Here is a 20,620-nt window from a genome sequence, read left to right as displayed (position 1 = left end):
ACGGGGAAAAGACATAGATCAGCTCAAACTGTTGGGCGAATGTGAGGATCAAATGGGTAGTTTTTCAATCTGGCACTGGCTTATCGTGCTTGCGGTCGTGCTTCTTCTTTTCGGTCGCGGCAAGATCCCGGAACTCATGGGCGATGTTGCCAAGGGTATCAAGAATTTCAAGAGCGGCATGAGCGACGAGACGGCTGACACTGCCGACAATTCGAAAACGATTGATAATCAGACGAGCCAGCCGGTGAATTCAGTCAAGGAAAAGACCACAAAGTCTTGAATCCAAGGATAATCTTGTCCTGCGTGCGGCTGTATTGCCGCGTCGTGGCTGGAGCATGATGAATGTTTGAAGTTGGTTGGTCGGAAATCCTGGTGATCGTGATCGTCATGATCGTGGTGGTCGGACCGAAGGATTTGCCGAAGATGCTGCGTGCCTTCGGCAAGGCGACCGCAAGGTTTCGGGCAACTGCCGGCGAATTCCGCAAGCAATTTGACGAGGCGTTGAAAGAGGCCGAGCTCGATGACGTCCGTGAAATCATCAATGATGCCAAGAGTCTCGATCCTCGTAACGACATTCGCAAGGTATTCGATCCTGTGCGTACGATCGGCGAAGAAATCCGTTCCACGCTGAAGGATGCGACAGTGACGGCCAAGGATAATGTCGCTGTCCCTGATCCAGCCGCGCCAGGGGCAACACAGTTGCAACCGCAGGTGATGGAACCCTTGGCCGCTCCTGCCACGCCTGCCGCTGAAACAGCAATAAAGAAGCCCGCAAGGTCAAGACAGAAGCCGGTTGCGGCTGCTGAAACCAAAGCCGGGTCAGCGGCGCCAGCCAGGAAAGTTGCAGAGGCTTCGAAGACTGTGTCCAAGAAGAGCGCGACGCCTGTTGCGGTCGCGACAGCCGCGCCGACCAAAACACCTGCCAAAAGAACAGCGAAGCCGAAGGCCAAGCCTGTCGACACGGGGACAGAGAGTTGAGCAGCGCCGACGACGACATCGATAAAAGCTCGGCCCCATTGATGGAGCACTTGATCGAGCTGCGCCGGCGCCTGATCTGGGCACTTCTGGCGTTCTTCCTGGCGTTCCTTGTATGCTTTCATTTCGGCAAGCAGTTGTTCAACCTTTTAGTCATCCCGTATCAATGGGCGATCTTGTGGGCGGGGCTCGATCCTGCCAAGGCGCAACTCATCTATACGGCCCCACAGGAATTCTTTTTCACGCAGGTGAAGGTCGCCATGTTCGGCGGTATCGTCATCGCTTTCCCGGTCATTGCATCGCAAATCTACAAGTTCGTAGCGCCCGGCCTCTACCGCAATGAGAGAATGGCGTTTCTGCCTTTCCTGATTGCTTCGCCAATCCTTTTTCTCATGGGCGGCGCACTGGTCTATTTCTTCTTCACGCCGATGGTCATGTGGTTCTTCCTGGCCATGCAGCAGACTGGTGGCGCCGGTGAAGTCCAGATCTCGCTTTTGCCGAAGGTTTCCGAATATCTCAGCCTTATCATGACGCTGATTTTCGCGTTCGGGCTGGTGTTCCAGCTTCCGGTTGTAACGACCCTTCTGGCGCGCGTCGGCCTCGTCGGCTACGAGGGGCTGAGGTCAAAGCGCAAATACGCCATCATCATTGCCTTTATCGTGGCCGCCGTTATCACGCCGCCCGATCCTATTAGCCAGATCGGTCTTGCACTCCCGACAATCCTTCTCTACGAGGTTTCGATCTGGATGGCGCGTCTGGTCGAGAAGAAGCGTGCGGCAGATGAGGCTAAAGCAAAATCAGAGTCCAGCGAAGTCTCGTCCTGACGGTCATCGTTTCGCCGGGCCTTTACGCCTAAATTTCTTTGCTCATTCCAATACGGCTTTATTCCCATGCTCGATATCAAATGGATCCGAGAGAATCCGCAAGCGCTTGACGCAGCTCTGGCCAAACGGGGCAACGAGCCAGCTTCGTCCCGTTTGATCGAGCTCGACGAAAAGCGCCGTCAGCACATCGCCAAATTGCAGGAGGCACAGGAACGTCGCAACGCCGCTTCGAAAGAGATCGGCAAGGCGTTGGGTGCCAAGGATCAGGCAACCGCTGATCGTCTGAAAGCGGAAGTCGCGGAGATCAAGCTGTTCCTGACGTCAGCCGAAGAAGAAGAACGTCAGCTCGATCGTGCGCTGAGCGATGCTTTATCGGTGCTTCCCAACATACCGCTTGCCGATGTGCCGGTTGGCAAGGACGAGGGCGGCAATGTCGAAACGCGCCGTGTCGGAGACCTCAAGAATTTTTCGTTCGAGCCAAAAGAGCATTTCGAAATCGGCGAAAGCCTCGGCTACATGGATTTCGAGCGGGCGGCGAAGCTTTCCGGCAGCCGCTTCACGGTTCTGAAAAGTCAGCTGGCGCGGCTCGAGCGCGCGCTTGGACAGTTCATGCTCGATCTGCACACGACCGAACATGGCTATATGGAAGTAAGCCCGCCATTGCTGGTCAATGACGAGGTGCTCTACGGCACGGGCCAGCTGCCGAAATTCGCTGAAGATCTGTTCCGCACGACGGACGGCCGCTATCTCATCCCGACCGCGGAAGTGCCGCTGACCAACCTGGTGCGCGAGGAAATTCTCGACATTCGCGATCTGCCGATCCGCATGACGGCGTTGACGGCGTGCTTCCGTTCGGAGGCGGGTTCGGCCGGAAGGGACACGCGCGGCATGCTGCGCCAGCACCAGTTCATGAAGGTTGAGCTCGTATCGATCACCGATGCTGAGCATTCCATCGAGGAACATGAGCGCATGACGTCGTGTGCCGAGGAAGTTTTGAAGCGGCTCGACCTGTCGTTCCGTACCATGACGCTGTGCACCGGCGACATGGGCTTTGGCGCGCAGAAGACCTATGACCTCGAAGTCTGGTTACCGGGGCAGAAGGCGTATCGCGAGATATCCAGCTGCTCGGTATGCGGTGATTTCCAGGCACGCCGCATGAATGCCCGCTACCGGCCGGAAGGCGAGAAGTCGACGCGTTTCGTGCACACGCTGAATGGTTCGGGTACTGCCGTCGGGCGCGCGCTGATTGCCGTGGTCGAAAATTATCAGAATGAGGACGGCAGCGTAACAATTCCTGAAGCCCTTGTGCCCTATATGGGTGGCCTGAAACGGATCGAAAAAGCAGCATAATCTAGGTCGTAAACTCATGAATCTGGTAGAAATGGCGCCTGAAACGGCAAGAAGATGCGAGGAGAAGCGTGAAGGGCGGGGTCTTTCCCCCGGCCGAACGGTTCGACACTGCAGCTTGCAGCCGTTTCAGCGTCCGGAGGATATGGTCCATCTTCCCGGCAACAGCGTCGCAAAGGCTCGAAAATGAACCATTTCCATCGCCCTTGCTCCTTGTATCCGAAAAGATGGCCTCATACCATTTCCATCAGATTCATGAGTTCACGACCTAGGAGGGACTGGGGCAAATGCGCATTCTTCTGACCAACGATGATGGTATTCATGCGGAAGGTCTGAGTGTGCTTGAACGCATTGCCCGCCAGCTCTCGGACGATATCTGGGTGGTTGCACCGGAAACGGACCAGAGTGGTCTGGCGCATTCGCTGACGCTGTCCAACCCGTTGCGCCTGCGCAAAATCGACGACCGGCATTTTGCCGTGCGCGGCACACCAACCGATTGCGTCATCATGGGCGTCAAGCACCTGATGCCCGATGCGCCTGATCTGATCCTTTCGGGTGTCAATTCCGGTTCCAACATGGCGGATGACGTTACCTATTCGGGAACTGTCGCAGGCGCCATCGAGGGCACGCTGCTCGGCATCAAGTCCATTGCCTTGTCGCAGGAATACAATCTCGATGGCGGTGCGCGTGTGCTGCCATGGGAGGTCGTGGAGGAGATGGCACCCGCAATTTTGAAAAAGGTCCTTGATGTCGAACTGCCAAAGAGCGTTCTCATCAATATCAATTTCCCGAGCTGCAATGCTGCGGAGATTGCCGGAACGCGGGTTACGGCGCAAGGCAAGCTCTCGCATGGCCTCACCATAGAAGAGCGCCATGATGGACGCGGCTTGCCCTATTACTGGCTGCGATATGGCCGCGGCAAGGACGTACCGGCTGAAACCAGCGATGTAGCCGCCCTCGCAAAGAACTTCATTTCGGTTACGCCGCTGCAGCTCGACCTGACAGCGCATGACACGCTCGCAACCCTTGCGAGTGCCATTGCATGAAGGTTGCGATGTCTGAACGCGAAGGATTTGCGGCTTTCGTACTGCGTATGCGCGCCTTGGGCCTGTCGGATCAGCGTCTGATCAGCGCCTTTGAAGCGACGCCGCGTACTGCCTTTGTCAACGGCAATCTCGGTAACCTTGCCTACGGTGCGGGAACGCTGCCGATCGAATGCGGTGAATTCATCGAAGCGCTCGATCTGCAGGCGCAGTTGATCAATTCCCTCGATCTTGAGCCTACGCACCGTGTGCTGGAAATCGGTACCGGTTCTGGCTTTACGGCGGCCGTGATGGCGCGGCTGGCGGGCCGGGTCTTGTCGCTGGAGCGCTATCGCACGCTGGTTGAACTGGCGCATCAGCGGCTCCAGGCCCTGAAAATCGAGAATACCTTCGTCAAGCATGCGGATGGCAGGCATGGCTTGGTGCATGACGGTCCGTTCGACCGCATCATCGTCTGGGGCGCCTTCGAAAGCATGCCGCGCCAGTTCGTCGATCTCCTGTCGTCAAACGGCGTGATGATCGCACCGATCGGGGCGCTCGACGGCAGACAGGTGATGGCGCGGCTGTCGAAAATCGGCAGCCGTTTTGAGCGCCATGATTTGATGCCGATACGCCTGTTGCCCCTTATGGAAGGTGTCGCCTCGGCGCTGTGACCCTTTACGAGTTTGGTGAATTTTTTACAAATTTTATTCGCTCTTTAACGGTCGAGTAACATTAACGCGATCTAATGAGTCCAATATTCTTGTATTGAGTACGGGCGGGATATGCGATGCGTTTGAGTACACTAGACAAAGCGTCACGGCGGCTGGCTCTGAATGCCGCCATTCTCTCGATAGCCGGTATCGCGGCAGGCTGCAGCTCAGGCGTGCAGCGTTTCACCAGCGCGGATTTCAGTTCCGGCTACAGCGACAATCAACGATCAGTCATGCAAGCGTCCAACAACACGCCACAACCTTATACGCCACCCGTCGATTCAACGCAGACCGCTTCTGTAGGCCGCAGCGGCGGCGTCCAGCGCAGCAGCCTGCCGCCTGTCGGCGCCGCAAGTACTTCGGCGCTGCCGCCGGTCTCCTCGCAGCCAACGCGCCCGGCACTTGCACCTGTCGCCAGCGCCGCTCCACTGCGCCAGCAGCAGGTCGCTGCAGCGCAGCCAATGCAGGCTGCACCGTTGGCGTCGGCTTCGGGTACGCTGAAAACTCCGGATGGCCGTGAAGCAAAGATGCCTGCGAAGGCGGCTCCCGTGCATTCCAACAATGCCGCCGTCATACAGACGCCGCAGGCGACCAAGCAGGTTGCCGCCGCGACCACAGCTGCAAAGCCAACCAGCCAAGGCTCATACACAGTACAGAGCGGGGACACGCTGCATGCGATCTCGCGCAAGACGGGCAGCAATGTCGAGGCGATCAAGCAAGCGAACAACATGAAGGATGGCACCGTCCGTGTTGGCCAGGCTCTGATCATTCCGCCGTCCAATTCGGCGCTCGCGCAGAATGTTGCCAATACCATGAAGCCGAAGGGCGCAACGGTCGATCAGGTCAAGACAGCTTCGACACCGCCTGCAGAACAGCCGAAGGTGGTCGCAAGTGCAGCGACGCAGGCTGCTGCGGCTCCGCAAGCCGATGCTTCGGCCAAGCCTTACACACCGCCACAGGCCAGCGAGAAGGTGATCGAGAACGCGGACAAGGATGTAGCGGCAGCGCCGTCGGCTACCGGTGTCTCGGGTATGCGCTGGCCGGTTCGCGGCCGGGTCGTCGCGAACTATGGCAAGGGTAGCGACGGGATCAATATCTCGGTGCCTGAGGGTACGCCCATCAAGGCTGCTGAAAACGGCGTCGTCATCTACTCCGGCGATGGCCTGAAGGAATTCGGCAACACGGTGCTGGTGCGCCATGACAACGGTCTTGTGACCGTATACGGCAATGCCAGCAAGCTGGATGTCCAGCGCGGCCAGAAGGTCAAGCGCGGCGACCAGCTCGGCGTGTCGGGCATGACCGGCAACGCAACGACGCCGATGCTTCACTTCGAGGTTCGCAAGAACTCGACGCCGGTCGATCCGACGAAATATCTCGAATCCTAATTGTTCCGCAAATTGATTGAAGCCCGCGCCGAAAGGTGCGGGCTTTTCATTTTTAACTCACGATTGTGCTAGCACTTTGTGCTTGCAAATGTTTTGAAAAGGCCAGTTCCATGAATAGCAAGCATCGGCGGACCTTGGTGGGCTGAAGAAGCGTTGGACAAGGCGGCGGGCTGAATAGTTGGCGGGAGCCTTACAGTTTCTTCCCCAGGCGCCCGGCAAGATCCTGGATAAATTGCCAGGCGACACGACCGGACCGTGCCCCGCGTGTCGTGGACCACTCCAGCGCTTGCGCATGCAATTCTGATTGCTTCATCGGCAGGTGGAAATGCGCCGCATAGCCATCTATCATCGACAGATAGTCGTCCTGGCTGCATTTATGGAACCCGAGCCAAAGTCCGAAGCGGTCCGAAAGCGAAACTTTTTCCTCGACCGCCTCAGAGGGATTGATGGCAGTGGAACGTTCGTTCTCGATCATGTCTCGCGGCAGAAGATGACGCCGGTTCGATGTGGCGTAGAAGATGACGTTGTCCGGCCGGCCCTCGACGCCGCCTTCCAGTGCTGCCTTCAATGATTTGTACGATGTGTCGTCGTGATCGAAGGACAGGTCGTCGCAAAACAGGATGAACCGGTAATCCGTGTCCTTGATGGCCGCCATCAGTGCAGGGAGGCTGTCGATGTCCTCGCGATGGATTTCCACAAGTTTGAGCGGGTGGCCGCCGGCCGGCGCGGCAGCGTTGACAGAGGCATGCACCGCCTTGACCAGCGATGACTTGCCCATGCCTCGCGCACCCCACAAAAGAACATTGTTTGCCTGCAAACCATCGGCAAAGCGTTTCGTATTGTCGAACAGGATGTCGCGGACGTTGTCGACACCGCGGATCAATGAAATGTCAACGCGGTTGACCTTGCCGACGGGGTCAAAGGTGAGCTTGTCCGGATTCCATACGAAGCAATCCGTCGCATCGAAGTCGACCGGTTGAGCTTTTGGCGGCGCCATGCGCTCCAGCACCGCAATCAGCCGGTCAAGTTTATCTGTCAACAGTTCATCGGACATACTCATCGAGCCTTCATTTTCATGCATACAAGCGACTAGAGCAAGTTATGTCTATTCAAAGCCAGTTCTGTTTCGCGGATGGCGAGACAATCCACGCGGAAGGTAGCGAGGCCGATGTTTATCCATCGGACGACGCCCGGCTGACAAAGTGGTTGGCCGCCAGCCGGAAACCGATAAGGCCGGGTGAATTTGCTCCGAATCCTCTGGGCTTCGGCTTCGTTCGATGAAAAGGCGTCGGCCTCTCCAAATCCCTTGACCTTGAACCAAATTCCCTCCGGCAGAACGGTTCTGAATAGACAAAATTTGCTCTATCATGTTGAAGATAATTCGAAAAGCAGGACACACAGTTTTGTACGGTTGCTTTTGACGCCCCAAACATTGTATTGCGCTGGCTCAAGTTCTTTCAAATCTGGTTTCTCTGGAGGTTGTCTCAATGTTCGTAACTCCCGCATATGCACAGGCAACGGGTGTCGGCGGCGCGCCGGAAATGCTGATGAGCATCCTGCCGTTCATTCTGATCTTCGTGATCATGTACTTCCTGATCATTCGCCCACAGCGTACCGCTGCCAAGAAGCGCGAGGAGCAGCTGAAGAATATCCGCCGTGGTGACACGATCATTACCGGTGGTGGTTTCATCGCCAAGGTTACCAAGGTCTATGAAGATACCGGCGAGCTGGATGTCGAAATCGGCGACGGCGTCAAGGCCCGCGTCCTGCGGGGAATGGTAGCCGACGTCCGGGTCAAGGGCGAGCCGGTTGCCGACAACAAGAAATAAGGCATAGTGAGGGGGCGGCCACCGAGCCGCCCTTCTGATTCTCGTTCCAAGGTTGCGACTTTATGCTCTATTTTAGCCGCTGGAAGACTGTACTCATCTGGGCTGTTGTTCTAGCAGGCGTTGTTCTGGCGCTGCCAAATCTCTTTACACAGGATCAATTGGTGACGTTGCCGGACTGGCTGCCGAAGAAGCAGCTGGCATTGGGTCTCGACCTTGAAGGTGGATCGCGGCTACGCCTGCAGGTTGACAAGGACCATCTGCCCGACACCGACGCAACGATTGCGATCCTTACGCGCCGTCTGAGTGAACTCGGCTACACCAATCCCAATGTCGAAGGCCAGCGCAATGGCCGTGTGCTCGTGGAAGTCCCCGGGCTGTACGACTCGCAACTGCTCAAGGACATCCTGAGCCTCACCGGCGAACTGCATTTCCAAATGGTCGACGATTCCGTACCCGTTCAGCAGGCGATCGACGGCACGCCCCCGGAAGGCGATGAGGTGGTGTATTCGTTCGACGATCCGCCTATTGCTTACCTGGTCAAGAAAGAGCCGCTTGTCTCGAACCAGAACTTCGTCGATGCGCAGGCCGGAATCGATACGACCACCCAGGAGCCTGTGATAACCTTCAGGTTGGATAGCATTGGCGCTGACCGGTTCTCGAAGGCGACCAAGGCGAATGTCGGCAAATCCTTCGCTATCGTTCTCGACAACCAGGTGCTTTCAGCTCCGCTCATCAGTGAGGAAATACCAGGGAATACAGGTCAGATTTCCGGCAATTTCGACCTTTCGGGCGCAAGTAACCTCGCGCTTGTGATGCGGGCAGGCGCGCTGCCGGCGAGTGTCACCGTGCTCGAAGAGAGAACGATCGGCACTGATCTCGGTGCAGCGGCTGTTGCCTCCGGCAAGATCGCTGCTCTCATCGGTGCGGCTCTCGTCATCGTCTTCATGCTTTTGACCTATGGCCTTCTCGGGGTCATCGCCAACATCGCCCTCGTCGTCAATGTGATCCTCATATTGGCAGTGCTCACGCTTTTTGGCGCGCCGCTGACGCTCGCGGGTGTCGCCGGTATTGTGCTTACCATCGGAATGGCCGTCGATTCCAACGTGCTCATCTATGAACGCATTCGCGAGGACAGGCGCGCTGGCTTTTCCGTGATCCAGGCTATCGATTCCGGATTTTCACGGGCGCTCGCAACGATCGTCGATGCCAACGTCACGACGCTGATTGCAGCACTCGTGCTTTTCATTCTGGGTTCCGGTCCGGTGCACGGTTTCGCGCTGACCGTGACGATCGGTATCGTCACGACACTATTCACGACCTTCACGCTGACACGCTGGCTGGTATCCGTGTGGGTTCAATGGGCGCGTCCGAAGGAAGTACCCGGCGCACTCCTGAAGCTCGTTCCAAATGATACGAAAATCCCGTTCATGAAGCTGCGTTTTCTGACGCTTGGCTTTTCGGCGCTGTCGAGCATTGCAGCGATCGTGCTTTTCGCCATTGTCGGCATGAACTTCGGTATCGATTTCAAGGGCGGCACGATGGTCGAGATTCAATCGCATGAGGGTGCGATCGATCTCGACGATGTCTATAGCCGGCTGGAGGATCTGAACATTGGTGACATCAAGATCGAACCGTTCAAATCGGATGATCGCGCCCTGATTACCGTGGGCAGCCAGGGTGAGGGCGAGGATGCCGAACAAACCGTCGGTGTGAAGATCCGGGGTGAATTGCAGGATGATTTTGATTTCCGCCGTATCGACGTTATCGGGCCGTCCGTATCGAGCGAACTGTCCCACGCCGGAATGCTCGCAGTCGGGCTCTCATTGGCGGTGATCTTCGTCTATGTGTGGCTGCGCTTCGAATGGCATTTCGCACTTGGCGCCATTCTCGCAACAATCCACGACGTATTGCTGCTGCTCGGTATGTTCATCATCTTCCAGATGGAGTTCAACCTCTGGAGCATCGCCGCTTTGCTCGCGATAGTCGGGTACTCGCTCAACGATACGGTCGTTATCTACGACCGCGTGCGCGAAAATTTGCGACGATACGGCAACAGCATGTCGCTGTCGGCGCTTCTCGACGCGTCTATCAACCAGACCCTGTCGCGCACGATTCTGACATCACTTGCAACGTTTCTGGCGTTGGTCGTTCTCTATCTCTATGGTGGAGATGACGTGAAATCATTCTCCCTGGTCCTCGGTGTCGGCATCATCGTTGCAACATACTCGTCGATCTTCGTTGCCGGCCCCTTGCTGATGCTGTTTGGCCTCAAGGGGAGGGATGTTGCGGACAACCGACCGTCGGCGGTTTCCGGGCAGAGTGGAGCATAATTAATTGGTCAAGGGCATCGAAATTCGGGATGCGCACTTTCCTGGGCGTGCACCCATCGATGCCTATGGCAATGGCGGTTTTCGCTTCGCGGACATGTCGCATCGCGGCTCCATACTCTGTCTCCCGTCCGGCATTCATGGCTGGGAGCCGAAAGCCCTGCCACTCCTGACGATCGCCGACTTCTCGCTTGTGTTCGAGCAAGCCGACGATATCGAGATATTGCTGGTGGGTATGGGGACCGACTTGCGGCGGCTGCCGCAGGAACTGCGCGAGGAATTGCGCAAGCACCGCATATCATCCGATCCGATGAGCACGGGCGCGGCAGTGCGGACCTACAATGTCCTGTTGGCGGAAGATCGCGCAGTGGCCGCTGCATTGATTGCAGTGGATTAATCCAACGCGCGCCTATATCTCACGCCTATGAACGCCAATGAAACCCACTGCCTGCAATTGTTGCGCGCCGCCGATCCGGACCGCTACCTTTCCGTGCTCTATGCACCGGAAGACAAACGCGGGGCGTTGGCAGCGCTCTTTGCCTTCAACACTGAAATTGCCCGCATTCGTGATCTGATCCATGACCCATTGCCGGGTGAAATCCGGTTGCAATGGTGGCGCGATCTGATCAATGGAACGGAGCTTGGTGAAGCGTCGGGAAATCCCGTCGCCGCTGCGCTTTTAGGTACGATCAAAACCTATGATCTGCCGCGCGCTGCTTTTGACAATTATTGCGAGGCGCGCATATTCGACCTCTACAATGACCCGATGCCAAGCCGCAACGATCTGGAGGGGTATTGCGGAGAGACAGCTTCGGCGCTCATCCAACTCGCCTCCTTGATCCTCGATGCCGCCAAGGCCCCTGAACACGCCGACGTGGCTGGCCATGCCGGTGTCGCGCAGGCGATCACCGGTCTGCTGCGCCTGTTGCCGCTGCATCGCCGCCGCGGCCAGATCTATATCCCGGCCGATATTCTGGCGGCCGTCGGCTGCAGCGGGACGGTGTTGCTGGACGGCTCCGACCAATTAGCGGTCAAGCGTGCGATCGATGCGATGATCGCGCTCACCGGGGATCATTTCGCTAAATTCGAAAACGCTGTGAAGACGTTGCCGGCGACACTTCGCCCGGCCTATCTGCCAGCCGCGCTTACTCCGCTCTATCTGAAGAAGCTGAAAGCCAGCGGCTCGAATGCCGCCACGGAAATCGCCGATATCTCGCCGCTTCGCCGCCAATGGGCGATGTTCAGAGCCTCTACGCGCTAGACCTATTCCGCAGCTTCAGCGACAGCCGGAAGGCCGAGCCATGCCCGGCAATCAGCCAGCGCACGCGCGCTCATGGCACGCTTCTTGGCATTCGACTTCTCCTTGCCGCGCAGACGCTTGCCTTCAATCTTCGGCGCCTCCATTGGCGGAAACAGGCCATAATTGACATTCATCGGCTGGAATGAGCGCTTGCCCGGTTCTTCATCGGTCACCAGATGGCCGCCAGTGATATGGCCGAGGAGCGCGCCGAAAGCCGTCGTCAAGGGCGGAGGCGTATAGGCTTGGCCCAGCCTTTCCGCTGCGGCAAACCGGCCAGCGAGCAGACCGATGGCGGCGGATTCGACATAGCCCTCACACCCGGTGATCTGGCCGGCAAAACGCAAGCCCGGCCGGGTTTTAAGCTGCAGGGTCGGATCGAGCAGAAGTGGCGAATTCAGATATGTGTTGCGGTGCAGCCCGCCAAGCCGTGCGAATTCAGCGTTCTCCAGCCCCGGGATCATTCTGAAGATGTCGGTCTGGGCGCCATATTTCAACTTGGTCTGGAAACCGACCATGTTGTAAAGCGTCCCGAGTGCGTTGTCCTGGCGCAGTTGAACCACTGCATAGGCTTTGACGGTGGGATTGTGCGCATTGGTCAGGCCCATCGGCTTCATGGGGCCATGGCGCAGTGTTTCCGGCCCGCGCTCGGCCATTACCTCAATCGGCAGGCAGCCGTCGAAATATGGCGTGCCTTCCCATTCCTTGAACTCGGTCTTGTCGCCTGTGACAAGCGCTTGAATGAACGCTTCGTACTGCTCCTTGCTCATCGGGCAGTTGATGTAGTCCTTGCCATTGCCGCCCGGTCCAACCTTGTCATAGCGAGACTGGAACCAGCAGATATCCATATCGATGGAATCGAAATGCACGATCGGTGCAATAGCGTCGAAAAAGGCGAGGGCGTCGGCGCCGGTTTCGTCGCCGATCGCCTCGGCAAGCGATGGCGCTGTAAGCGGGCCGGTGGCGATGATGACCTTGTCCCAGTCGGCCGGCGGCAGGCCGGTGATTTCCTCGCGTTCGATCGTAATCAGCGGATGCGCTTCAATGCGGGCGGTGACGGCCTCGGCAAAGCCGTCACGATCGACAGCGAGCGCACTGCCGGCCGGCACCTGGTTCGCATCGGCAGAAGCCATGATCAGCGAATTGGCGAGACGCATCTCCGCATGCAATACACCGACGGCATTGGTTTCGGCGTCATCGGAGCGGAAAGAATTGGAACAGACGAGCTCGGCCAGATCTTGCGTCTTGTGCGCATCCGTGCCGCGGACCGGCCGCATCTCGTGCAGGATTACGGGAATACCCGCCTCGGCAAGCTGCCATGATGCTTCGGAACCGGCGAGACCGCCGCCAACGATATGAACTGGTTTGTGTGACATGCGCTTCCAATAGACTTTTTGGCGCCGCGCTTCAATGCAAAAGCCGCCGCAACTTAACTGAGCGGCGGCGCTCATAATCGGGATGGATCAGGCGCTGGCTTGGTCGAGTTCCGCCACGTCGCCGCTGTCGAGCTTCAGTGCTGCGGCCCGGATGAGGCTTTCCAGCTGTTCGAGGGAGGTGGCGCTGGCAATCGGTGCCGTGACGCCCTTGCGCTGGATGATCCACGCGATCGCAACTTCGGCCTGCTTGGCATTGTGCTTGGCCGATACCTTGTCCAGCGCAGCGAGAATGCGGTAACCGCGAGGGTTGAGATACTGCTTGATGCCGTCGCCTCGCTGGCTTTTACCCAAGTCCGCTTCGCTGCGGTATTTGCCAGAAAGGAAACCCTTGGCGAGCGCGAAATACGTGATGACGCCTATGTTCTCGGAAATGCAAAGGTCGCGCAGCTTGCCTTCGAACTCGCTACGATCGTAGAGGTTATAGCCGGGCTGCAGCACATTATAGCGCGGCAGGTCTTTTGTTTCCGAGACATCGATCGCGGCCCGAAGCTGGTCCGCATCAAGATTGGAAGCGCCGATTGATTTGATCTTTCCCTCTCTCAGCAGCTTCTGGTAGGCGCCGAGTGTTTCCTCGTAGGGTGTATCGGGATCTGGCCAGTGCGACAGGTAAAGATCGATTGCGTCGATCTGCAACCGCTTCAGCGATGCCTCCACTGCCTTGGCAATGTAAGCGGCGGAAAGATCTTTCTTGCCTTGACCCATGTCGGAGCCGACTTTGGTAATGATGACGACCTTGTCGCGGGCATCGCGGGATTTGATCCATTCCCCGATGATCGTTTCGGATTCGCCGCCTTCATGTCCGGGCACCCAGCGAGAATAGCCATCCGCCGTGTCGACCGCGTTGAAACCGGCATCGACAAAACGGTCAAGCAGATCGAAGGAGGTCTTTTTGTCGGCAGTCCAGCCGAAGACGTTGCCGCCCAAAACCAATGGCGCAATGGACAGGCCCTTGCGGCCAAGACGACGTTTTTCCATATTCTTACTCCGGGAGATCCAAGCTTGGATGGAGACTCTAGGCCTGATTGCGGCACTTTTCCACCCTGATGGAAATCACTATCGGGCGAGGAGCGCCGAACCACAAGTCAGGCCTTGCGGGTCTTTGACTTGTTCAACGCAATTGCTGCACGGATGAGCGTCTTGAATGCGTCTTCATCGATGTCTTCCGCCTCATGCAAATCAATGGCGCGTCTGGTGTTGCCTTCAAGGCTGGAGTTGAACAGCCCGGAAGAATCGTCAAGCGAAGCACCCTTGGCGAAAGTTAGCTTCACCACGCTCTTATAGGTCTCGCCGGTGCAGATTATGCCATCATGGGACCAGACTGGAACGCCTCGCCACTTCCATTCCTCGACAACCTCAGGGTCGGCTTGCTTGATCAGGGCGCGGACATGGGAGAGTGTCTTCCCCCGCCAATCGCTAAGCTCCTTGATTCTTGCATCGATCAGCTGAGACGGAGAGTGCCCGCCTTCTCCGTCCTTCAAGTCGTTCTTCTTCATCGGTATCGCCTCCCTTTGGTGGTATCTTGCATGTAGCAGCGGCTTTCTGCTCACATTTTTTCGCCGGGCAGTTTGCTGGCCTGCCTCACCCAAGTGACGAACTGGGCCTCATCGAGCTGGCCTTCATAAATATCGAGATACCGCACTTCCTTATGCTTGGACTCGCCGGGCGGGACAGGCGTGAGCGACGTGCCCCGAAAGAAGGTGACCTTGACGTACTTCGTGAAGCAGTGAAGGCTGAGGAACCAGGTGTTCTCGTCCAATCCATAGAACGGCGAGTTCCATTTGACCGCCTTGTGCACACCGGGCACTGTGCGCACGATGAGCGCGTCGAGGCGGCGACCGACGTCGCTTTTCCAGCCGGGCATGGCGGCGATATAGGCCTGCACCGGGGCATCGCCGTAGCCCTTTGCGATCTGGGGATTGCCGCCCGCGAGGAGGACCGGCTGCGTGGGAGCCGCGGGACGCTTGCTTTTGGCAAGCGAGGAAGAATTTTCGCTCTCTCTTGTTTTCATGTTGATTCCTCCGCTTTTATTACGGCAACCATAAACAGCGAATCCTGTAGGTTTCAACAATAAGTCCCGTTACAGTCGTCCCATGCGTATAATGGTCCCGTGTCTGAGCCTGTTTCTGTTCGCTGCGTTGTACGGGCATGCCGGGGCGCAAAGTTTCCGCGTCTGCAACGGTTATGGCTGTACCTTTCAAACGCCGGTGACATTGACGCCGGCAGATCGCTCACGAATAGCTTCCATCATGGCGGGAGGACGCGCTTCGCCTACGGCCGAACGCGCTGCGGTTCGCCGGGCGGTGCAAATATTTGAGCAGCGTAGCGTCGCCGTTATCGGTGTCGTCGACCGACCAAAGATGGACTTCGGCAAGGGTCGCGAGAGAGGTCAGATGGATTGTGTCGATGAGTCGACCAATACGGACCATTTTCTCCGCTACCTGCAGGGCGCCGGGCTATTGCACCATCACCGCGTTGCAAGGAGAGATTCGCGCGGGAGTTTCATCGACGGTCGCTACCCGCATTTTACCGCCGTTCTCAAAGATGATTCGGGAACGTCCTGGGCCGTCGACTCCTGGTATGAACCGGGAGGCGGACTGCCTGACGTGATGCTTTTGTCGGAATGGCACCGCCGGGGATATGGCGGGCAGAGATAGACAGCAGGGAGTTCCAGAAACAACAACACCCACCGCGGGAGGAGGTGCGGTGGGTGTCGTTTTGTAAAGACCAGCCGGGAGGAGGAGTGCCGGTCTTCGATCGCTGGAACTTTGGGAGGAGGATAAAGCCCGGCGATATGCTTGTATTCGATTAGCGTACTGCAGACTTCTTGGCGACGAACGGGATGTCCGAACGGGCAATGCCCAGATCGCTGAGTTCGCGGGTCGACAGACGGTTCAGCTCGGAAACCGTGTCACGATAACGGCGCCAGTTGCTGTAAGAGCGGATAAGGTTCATTTCATTTCACCACTTCGGTTTTTTTGTTTGGTTGATCACTCTTGATCGTTGAGTGGAAGATAGTGGATGACGTCCCGAAGTTGCAGAGCCAAGTTTGCAGATCAGCTATGCAATTGCTGCATTGCACCATTAACGGCCATTAATTGTTGCGGCGCACCAAAGGCGTTTTTGAGTTTAATTTGTGCAACGCCGTGCAATTGCGTTTTCGTAGTCAGTCGCGCTACCTTCACTTGAGAAGACTCAAGGGAGCATCCGTGGCACTCACCATTGGATTGAGGAAACATATTGCGCGCTGGCAGCGGGACGGGGTGATCGATGAGATCGTTGCCGAACGGCTTCGCAAAGACCTCGACGATCATCGCTCCGGCTTTGGCCTTGGAGGTATCCTGGCGGTGCTTGGTGCGGTCCTTCTCGGTGCGGCGATTATCTCGCTCGTCGCGGCCAATTGGGAGGCGATGCCCCGGTTGTTTCGCGTTGGCCTGATCATATCGGTGCTTTGGCTCGGTTATGTTGGCGGTGCGTGGCGGGATGGTCTCGGCGACAGGCGCTTCGGTCAGGCGCTGTATCTGATCGCCGCGATCACGTTTGGCGCCGGAATTGCGCTGATTGGCCAAATGTACCACCTGTCGGGCGATGTAGCGGATGCCGTGCTCCTCTGGATCGCCGGCACGATGGTTGCGGCATTGTTCCTGCGCTCGCCAGTGCTTGTCTCGGCGGGCGTCGCCATTACAGGTCTTTATCTGTTCTCTTCGCTCGATCGGACCGTTGGCGAGCCTTTCAGCTATGTCTGGCTGGTGCCGGTCCTGCTTTTTATCAGTGCAGGGCTAATCTGGTACACGAAGGGCAGGGCCGCAAAGCATCTCATCGCCCTGTTGCTTATCACCTACGTGCTTGTCGTCCGAATTGATCTCGGCGAAGTCGCGGTTTTGTGGGTCGCGGGCCTGATCGGCGCGATTTGCTTTACGATGGACGCCGTGCGTCCCGGCCTCCTGGACCGGATGACCGGTTGGACAGAGCCGTTGGGCGCCTATGGCTTCTTCATGGTGCTTGTAGCGCTGTTGTTCTTCCAGTTCGATATCGCCGGCAATGACTATGCCGATGAAGCGATTCCCAATCAGGTCCTGATCGGATTTGCGATCCTCGGCTGCTCGATTGCGGGTCTCGTGCTTTCGGGTCACCGTAATCTGGCGGTGCGGTGGATTGCCTACACGGTCTTCTCACTGGAAGTTCTCTATCTGGCTTTCGAGACTATCGGCACGATGATCGGCACCGCGAGCTTCTTCCTGAGCGCCGGTGTGCTGGTTCTGCTTCTCGCTGCCTTTGTTATCCGCATGGAGCGACGGCTCCAGAAAAGGAATTCAAAAAGGCAGACAACGCCATGACAATAAAGATCAATCGTCTCCTTTGGCTTGGTGCTGCAGTGGCGCTCCTGCAGTCCGGTGTGCTCTATGCCATGGTCCAGCAGCACGTTTCGATTCTGCGCGATGGCACCGACATCACATTGCAAAGCGAACCCGTCGATCCGCACGATTTTTTGCGCGGCGACTACGTCACGCTTCGCTATGCCATCTCCAATATCGAGGCGGGCAGGATCAGCGGGACAGTTCCCGCAACCGACGGACCTGCCGATGTCTATGTGACTGTGAAAGAAGGCGATGGCGGTGTGTGGACGTTCGCTGGCGCCTCATGGCAGGCGCGCAAGGACGTGCCGTCTGGCGAAGTGCAGCTGCGTGGCCGCACGTCCCGCTTTGCCAATGCGGCGGCTTATAGCCCTCTGCGCATCACCTATGGCATCGAGCGCTATTATGTGCCGGAAGGTCAGGGACGGGTGATCGAAGCTCAACAGCAGGAACGAAAGATCGAGGCGGTCATCGCCGTATCCAGCGCGGGGGACGCGCAGATCCGCGCATTGAAGGACAATGGCACAGTGCTGTACGAAGAGCCGATTTACTGAGTTCGGCAACTGGGCGTTGCCAAAATATATTCTGCCGGAAGCCGGGCTTTTTCCTTTGACCCTTGGAAAGAGGATGATATAGGGACCGGCGCTTGGGGCTCCTGCTTCATCTGCGGATATGGCGAAATTGGTAGACGCACCAGATTTAGGTTCTGGCGGGAGACCGTGGGGGTTCGAGTCCCTCTATCCGCACCACAATTTCCATAAGCTATTTTTTTACATAATTCGATCCGCCCCAGCGACGCCAGTCTTCTGGCGGGGAGAGCCGGCACGGTGCGTGCGCTCGCCTCTACAGTTGTGCATGAAATCGAGAAATCGACTTTGGCGCCGTTGCTCCATGACAGTGCAGACGAGCACAGGCAGAAAAGCATGTGTTTGAGAACAGTCCTGAGATTGCCCGCATCAGGCACGTGCTTAATACAACATTGGTACGACAGAGTGGTATGCACGGTGGATTGTCAGCAGATAAAAGATCAGCGCAAGATTGCAAATAACGGCTTGCCAGAACGGAATTCTTCAAAATTTGTGGTGTGCGTCGAAACAAACTTATGTTTCTCATTCAAAGGACGTGGCCGAACTGATGTGGGCGCTTGAATAGCCAGATCGTGGAAGGGGATGTGACGTGGATTCTGATCGGATAGACAAGCTGATCGCAGCGGTGCCCGCCGCCTTGGCGCTTCGCGCCGGGCTGGACCTTGGCATCTTTACTCGGCTCGGTGGCAGCGCCGCGACTGCTGGCACGCTTGGGGCCGCACTCAAAATCGAGCCCGACCGTCTGTCGCGGCTCCTATACGCGCTCGCCAGCATCGGCCTCCTCGAAGTCAAGGACGGTGAATTTCGCAACGGAGCCGAGGCCGCGACCTTCCTCGACGCGTCCAGGCCGACCTATCGTGGCGGCGACCACGCGCTCCTGCGCGAGCTCTGGGGGGCCGACCTACTTACCGCAGAGTCGCTGCGACAGAACCGGCCGGCTGCGTTGCACGACTTTGCCGAAGCGGGTCCAGAGGCCGCGGTGGCCTTCAGCCGCATGCTCGCACCGGGCGGGGTGATTTTCGGCCGACATCTGGCTCAAGAGATGGATCTTTCGGCGATCGGTTCGGTGATTGATATCGGCGGAGGCGCGGGTACCATTCTCGTCGGACTTCGCGAGGGGCGGCCGCAGATTGCGGCGACGCTGATGGAACTCCCAACGGTCGCAGCCGTCGCGCCGGCTATCCTGTCGGAATACGGTGCCGACGACGTGGTTGTCGAAGAGGGAGACATAACTGTCGCACCATCGATCGGTCGGCACGATCTGGCCATCCTGAAGGCTGTGGTCCAGGTCTTGCCGCCGGACCAAGCGCGTCGTTCGATCCTGAACGCCGCGCGTTGCCTTGCACCAGGGGGCGAGATCGCAATTGCGGGGTGGGGCGTCGTCGATGATGACCGCCTCGGCCCGCCTGAGGGTGTCTTTTTGAATCTGACATTCTTGAACCTCTATCGCCACGGCGAATCATATACTGAAGGTCAGTATCGCGCGTGGATGACGGAGGCTGGATTCCGGGACATCTCCAGGTCTCGCCTGATGGGCGGCTGTACGTTGTTTCGCGCGCGCCTCACGGGCTAAGCGTGGCCGAATCGCATAGGCTGACACGCTGACCGCAGGCTACCCATGCAGGCCTGCAGGTATTGCGACGAGACGCCACTAAACGGGTGCGCTGTCTGTTTATGTGATTGCTCCCACAATGGCATAATGTCTCGCTTAGAACCGCACGTTCACCAAACGCCCGCAGCAGCCGTGTGTAAAATTTGGATATGCATGCGCAGCCTGTACGTCGCTATTCGAACAGCTCACGATTGTCCGATTCGATCTGTGGCAGATCATTCAGAATGCCGTTCAGATGCGTTCTCATGGCGTCGGCCGCAGCATCGGCGTTTCGGGCATCGATGGCGGTGACGATCTTCTCGTGCTGCTCGATAAGGTTTTCCATAGACGCCGGGTTGCGAAGCTGCAGGTTGCAAACCCGATCCATATGCGACTTGATGTCTGAAATCGCGTTCCAGGCGAGACCGCAGCCCGCGCCTTCTGCGATAGCCATGTGAAACTGCTCGTCGTCCCGGCGAAAAGCGTTGTGATCGTGGTCGTTCACTGCTCCTCGCTGACGCTCGAGGATGCTGTCGATCTTTCGCCGCGTCCACGTATCGAAACTTTCGCTGGCCCGCCTGACAACGGCAACCTCGATCGCCTCGCGTACGAAGCGGGCCTCCATCATCTGGCGCCCCGAGATGCGGACCACGACGGTTCCGCGATTGGGGCGGATCTCGACGAGCTTGGATTTTCCCAGGGCGATCAGCGCCTCGCGGACCGGCTGGCGGGAAACGCCGAGACGAGACGCGATCTCCTGCTCGGACAGGCGTGAACCGGGCGCGAGATCGAGGCGAATGATCGCCTCGCGCAAATCCCGTTCGACCTGCGCGGCGGTCGTTTCCCCGGTCTCGAACTTCAATGTCTCAAGGTCCATGCTTTCGCCACCGTCATCTCGTTGACATCTGTTTTCGACCACCATACAGTACCATACA

Annotated in this window: 22 protein-coding genes and 1 tRNA gene; 16 read left to right on the top strand and 7 right to left on the bottom strand. The window is 57.7% G+C overall.

What is annotated here, in order from left to right; all coding sequences use genetic code 11:
• The first annotated feature begins 52 nt into the window (after nt 1-52).
• From J2X72_RS06315 to J2X72_RS06285, 7 genes are all read left to right on the top strand, one after another.
• Nucleotides 53-280, top strand: a complete 228-nt coding sequence (locus tag J2X72_RS06315) for a twin-arginine translocase TatA/TatE family subunit (protein ID WP_310069784.1) — start codon at nt 53-55, stop codon at nt 278-280.
• 62 nt (nt 281-342) lie between these two features.
• Complete coding sequence (gene tatB / locus J2X72_RS06310) at nt 343-978, top strand: Sec-independent protein translocase protein TatB (protein ID WP_310069782.1); 636 nt, start codon at nt 343-345, stop codon at nt 976-978.
• A gap of 41 nt (nt 979-1,019) precedes the next feature.
• Nucleotides 1,020-1,799, top strand: coding sequence for a twin-arginine translocase subunit TatC (gene tatC / locus J2X72_RS06305; RefSeq protein WP_405044670.1), 780 nt, complete (start codon nt 1,020-1,022; stop codon nt 1,797-1,799).
• Nucleotides 1,800-1,865: 66 nt separating this feature from the next.
• Nucleotides 1,866-3,149 carry a serine--tRNA ligase gene (gene serS, locus J2X72_RS06300; RefSeq protein WP_210001487.1) on the top strand — a complete coding sequence of 428 codons (1,284 nt, stop codon included), beginning with the start codon at nt 1,866-1,868 and terminating at the stop codon, nt 3,147-3,149.
• 284 nt (nt 3,150-3,433) lie between these two features.
• Nucleotides 3,434-4,192 (top strand): 5'/3'-nucleotidase SurE, encoded by a 759-nt coding sequence (surE, locus tag J2X72_RS06295; protein ID WP_310069779.1) that lies wholly within the window; start codon nt 3,434-3,436, stop codon nt 4,190-4,192.
• The gene (locus J2X72_RS06290; RefSeq protein WP_310069777.1) at nt 4,189-4,842 is read left to right on the top strand and encodes a protein-L-isoaspartate(D-aspartate) O-methyltransferase; all 654 of its coding nucleotides are present in this window, start codon (nt 4,189-4,191) and stop codon (nt 4,840-4,842) included. Before surE ends, J2X72_RS06290 begins: the two co-directional genes overlap by 4 nt.
• A 116-nt stretch (nt 4,843-4,958) precedes the next feature.
• The gene (locus J2X72_RS06285; protein WP_210001494.1) at nt 4,959-6,266 is read left to right on the top strand and encodes a peptidoglycan DD-metalloendopeptidase family protein; all 1,308 of its coding nucleotides are present in this window, start codon (nt 4,959-4,961) and stop codon (nt 6,264-6,266) included.
• A gap of 190 nt (nt 6,267-6,456) precedes the next feature.
• On the opposite strand, the gene J2X72_RS06280 is transcribed toward J2X72_RS06285, so the two are convergent.
• Nucleotides 6,457-7,320 (bottom strand): ATP-binding protein, encoded by an 864-nt coding sequence (locus tag J2X72_RS06280; RefSeq protein WP_310070983.1) that lies wholly within the window; start codon nt 7,318-7,320, stop codon nt 6,457-6,459.
• 433 nt (nt 7,321-7,753) lie between these two features.
• On the opposite strand from J2X72_RS06280, the gene yajC reads away from it, so the two are divergent.
• From yajC to J2X72_RS06260, 4 genes are all read left to right on the top strand, one after another.
• Nucleotides 7,754-8,095 (top strand): preprotein translocase subunit YajC, encoded by a 342-nt coding sequence (yajC, locus tag J2X72_RS06275; RefSeq protein WP_106716339.1) that lies wholly within the window; start codon nt 7,754-7,756, stop codon nt 8,093-8,095.
• A gap of 62 nt (nt 8,096-8,157) precedes the next feature.
• Nucleotides 8,158-10,425, top strand: coding sequence for a protein translocase subunit SecD (gene secD / locus J2X72_RS06270; protein WP_310069770.1), 2,268 nt, complete (start codon nt 8,158-8,160; stop codon nt 10,423-10,425).
• Between the two features lie 4 nt (nt 10,426-10,429).
• Nucleotides 10,430-10,819: an Mth938-like domain-containing protein gene (locus J2X72_RS06265; protein WP_210001498.1), complete on the top strand. Its 390-nt coding sequence runs from the start codon at nt 10,430-10,432 to the stop codon at nt 10,817-10,819.
• Nucleotides 10,820-10,846: 27 nt separating this feature from the next.
• The gene (locus tag J2X72_RS06260) at nt 10,847-11,683 is read left to right on the top strand and encodes a phytoene/squalene synthase family protein (protein WP_310069767.1); all 837 of its coding nucleotides are present in this window, start codon (nt 10,847-10,849) and stop codon (nt 11,681-11,683) included.
• A 2-nt stretch (nt 11,684-11,685) separates the two neighbouring features.
• Here J2X72_RS06260 and trmFO read toward each other — a convergent pair whose 3' ends face one another.
• The 4 genes from trmFO to J2X72_RS06240 all read right to left on the bottom strand — a co-directional run bounded on the left by trmFO (nt 11,686) and on the right by J2X72_RS06240 (nt 15,163).
• Nucleotides 11,686-13,095 (bottom strand): methylenetetrahydrofolate--tRNA-(uracil(54)-C(5))-methyltransferase (FADH(2)-oxidizing) TrmFO, encoded by a 1,410-nt coding sequence (trmFO, locus tag J2X72_RS06255; RefSeq protein ID WP_310069765.1) that lies wholly within the window; start codon nt 13,093-13,095, stop codon nt 11,686-11,688.
• 87 nt (nt 13,096-13,182) lie between these two features.
• A complete protein-coding gene (locus J2X72_RS06250) occupies nt 13,183-14,130 on the bottom strand; it encodes an aldo/keto reductase (protein WP_310069763.1) in 948 nt (315 codons plus the stop codon).
• A 107-nt stretch (nt 14,131-14,237) separates the two neighbouring features.
• Nucleotides 14,238-14,648 carry a DUF1801 domain-containing protein gene (locus tag J2X72_RS06245; RefSeq protein ID WP_210001507.1) on the bottom strand — a complete coding sequence of 137 codons (411 nt, stop codon included), beginning with the start codon at nt 14,646-14,648 and terminating at the stop codon, nt 14,238-14,240.
• Nucleotides 14,649-14,698: 50 nt separating this feature from the next.
• Nucleotides 14,699-15,163 carry a DUF1801 domain-containing protein gene (locus tag J2X72_RS06240; protein WP_310069760.1) on the bottom strand — a complete coding sequence of 155 codons (465 nt, stop codon included), beginning with the start codon at nt 15,161-15,163 and terminating at the stop codon, nt 14,699-14,701.
• 82 nt (nt 15,164-15,245) lie between these two features.
• Here J2X72_RS06240 and J2X72_RS06235 point away from each other — a divergent pair, with 82 nt between their 5' ends.
• Nucleotides 15,246-15,809, top strand: coding sequence for a hypothetical protein (locus tag J2X72_RS06235; protein ID WP_210001511.1), 564 nt, complete (start codon nt 15,246-15,248; stop codon nt 15,807-15,809).
• Between the two features lie 151 nt (nt 15,810-15,960).
• Here the strand turns inward: J2X72_RS06235 and J2X72_RS06230 are convergent, their stop codons facing one another.
• Nucleotides 15,961-16,107, bottom strand: a complete 147-nt coding sequence (locus J2X72_RS06230) for a DUF1127 domain-containing protein (RefSeq protein WP_100001090.1) — start codon at nt 16,105-16,107, stop codon at nt 15,961-15,963.
• Between the two features lie 254 nt (nt 16,108-16,361).
• Between J2X72_RS06230 and J2X72_RS06225 the strand changes: the two genes are divergently transcribed.
• The 4 genes from J2X72_RS06225 to J2X72_RS06210 all read left to right on the top strand — a co-directional run bounded on the left by J2X72_RS06225 (nt 16,362) and on the right by J2X72_RS06210 (nt 19,667).
• Nucleotides 16,362-17,489, top strand: a complete 1,128-nt coding sequence (locus J2X72_RS06225; RefSeq protein WP_310069746.1) for a DUF2157 domain-containing protein — start codon at nt 16,362-16,364, stop codon at nt 17,487-17,489.
• On the top strand, nt 17,486-18,061 hold the full coding sequence (locus tag J2X72_RS06220; RefSeq protein WP_310069743.1) for a GDYXXLXY domain-containing protein: 576 nt from the start codon (nt 17,486-17,488) through the stop codon (nt 18,059-18,061). Before J2X72_RS06225 ends, J2X72_RS06220 begins: the two co-directional genes overlap by 4 nt.
• Before the next feature lie 112 nt (nt 18,062-18,173).
• Nucleotides 18,174-18,256: transfer RNA gene (locus J2X72_RS06215), tRNA-Leu, on the top strand.
• 427 nt (nt 18,257-18,683) lie between these two features.
• On the top strand, nt 18,684-19,667 hold the full coding sequence (locus tag J2X72_RS06210) for a methyltransferase (RefSeq protein ID WP_310069740.1): 984 nt from the start codon (nt 18,684-18,686) through the stop codon (nt 19,665-19,667).
• Nucleotides 19,668-19,878: 211 nt separating this feature from the next.
• Here J2X72_RS06210 and J2X72_RS06205 read toward each other — a convergent pair whose 3' ends face one another.
• Nucleotides 19,879-20,562 carry a GntR family transcriptional regulator gene (locus tag J2X72_RS06205; protein WP_310069737.1) on the bottom strand — a complete coding sequence of 228 codons (684 nt, stop codon included), beginning with the start codon at nt 20,560-20,562 and terminating at the stop codon, nt 19,879-19,881.
• Nucleotides 20,563-20,620 lie beyond the last annotated feature (58 nt).

The organism is Phyllobacterium sp. 1468 (assembly GCF_031455525.1).
Taxonomy (GTDB): Bacteria; Pseudomonadota; Alphaproteobacteria; order Rhizobiales; family Rhizobiaceae; genus Phyllobacterium.
This window is presented reverse-complemented; position numbering and strand designations above follow the sequence as displayed.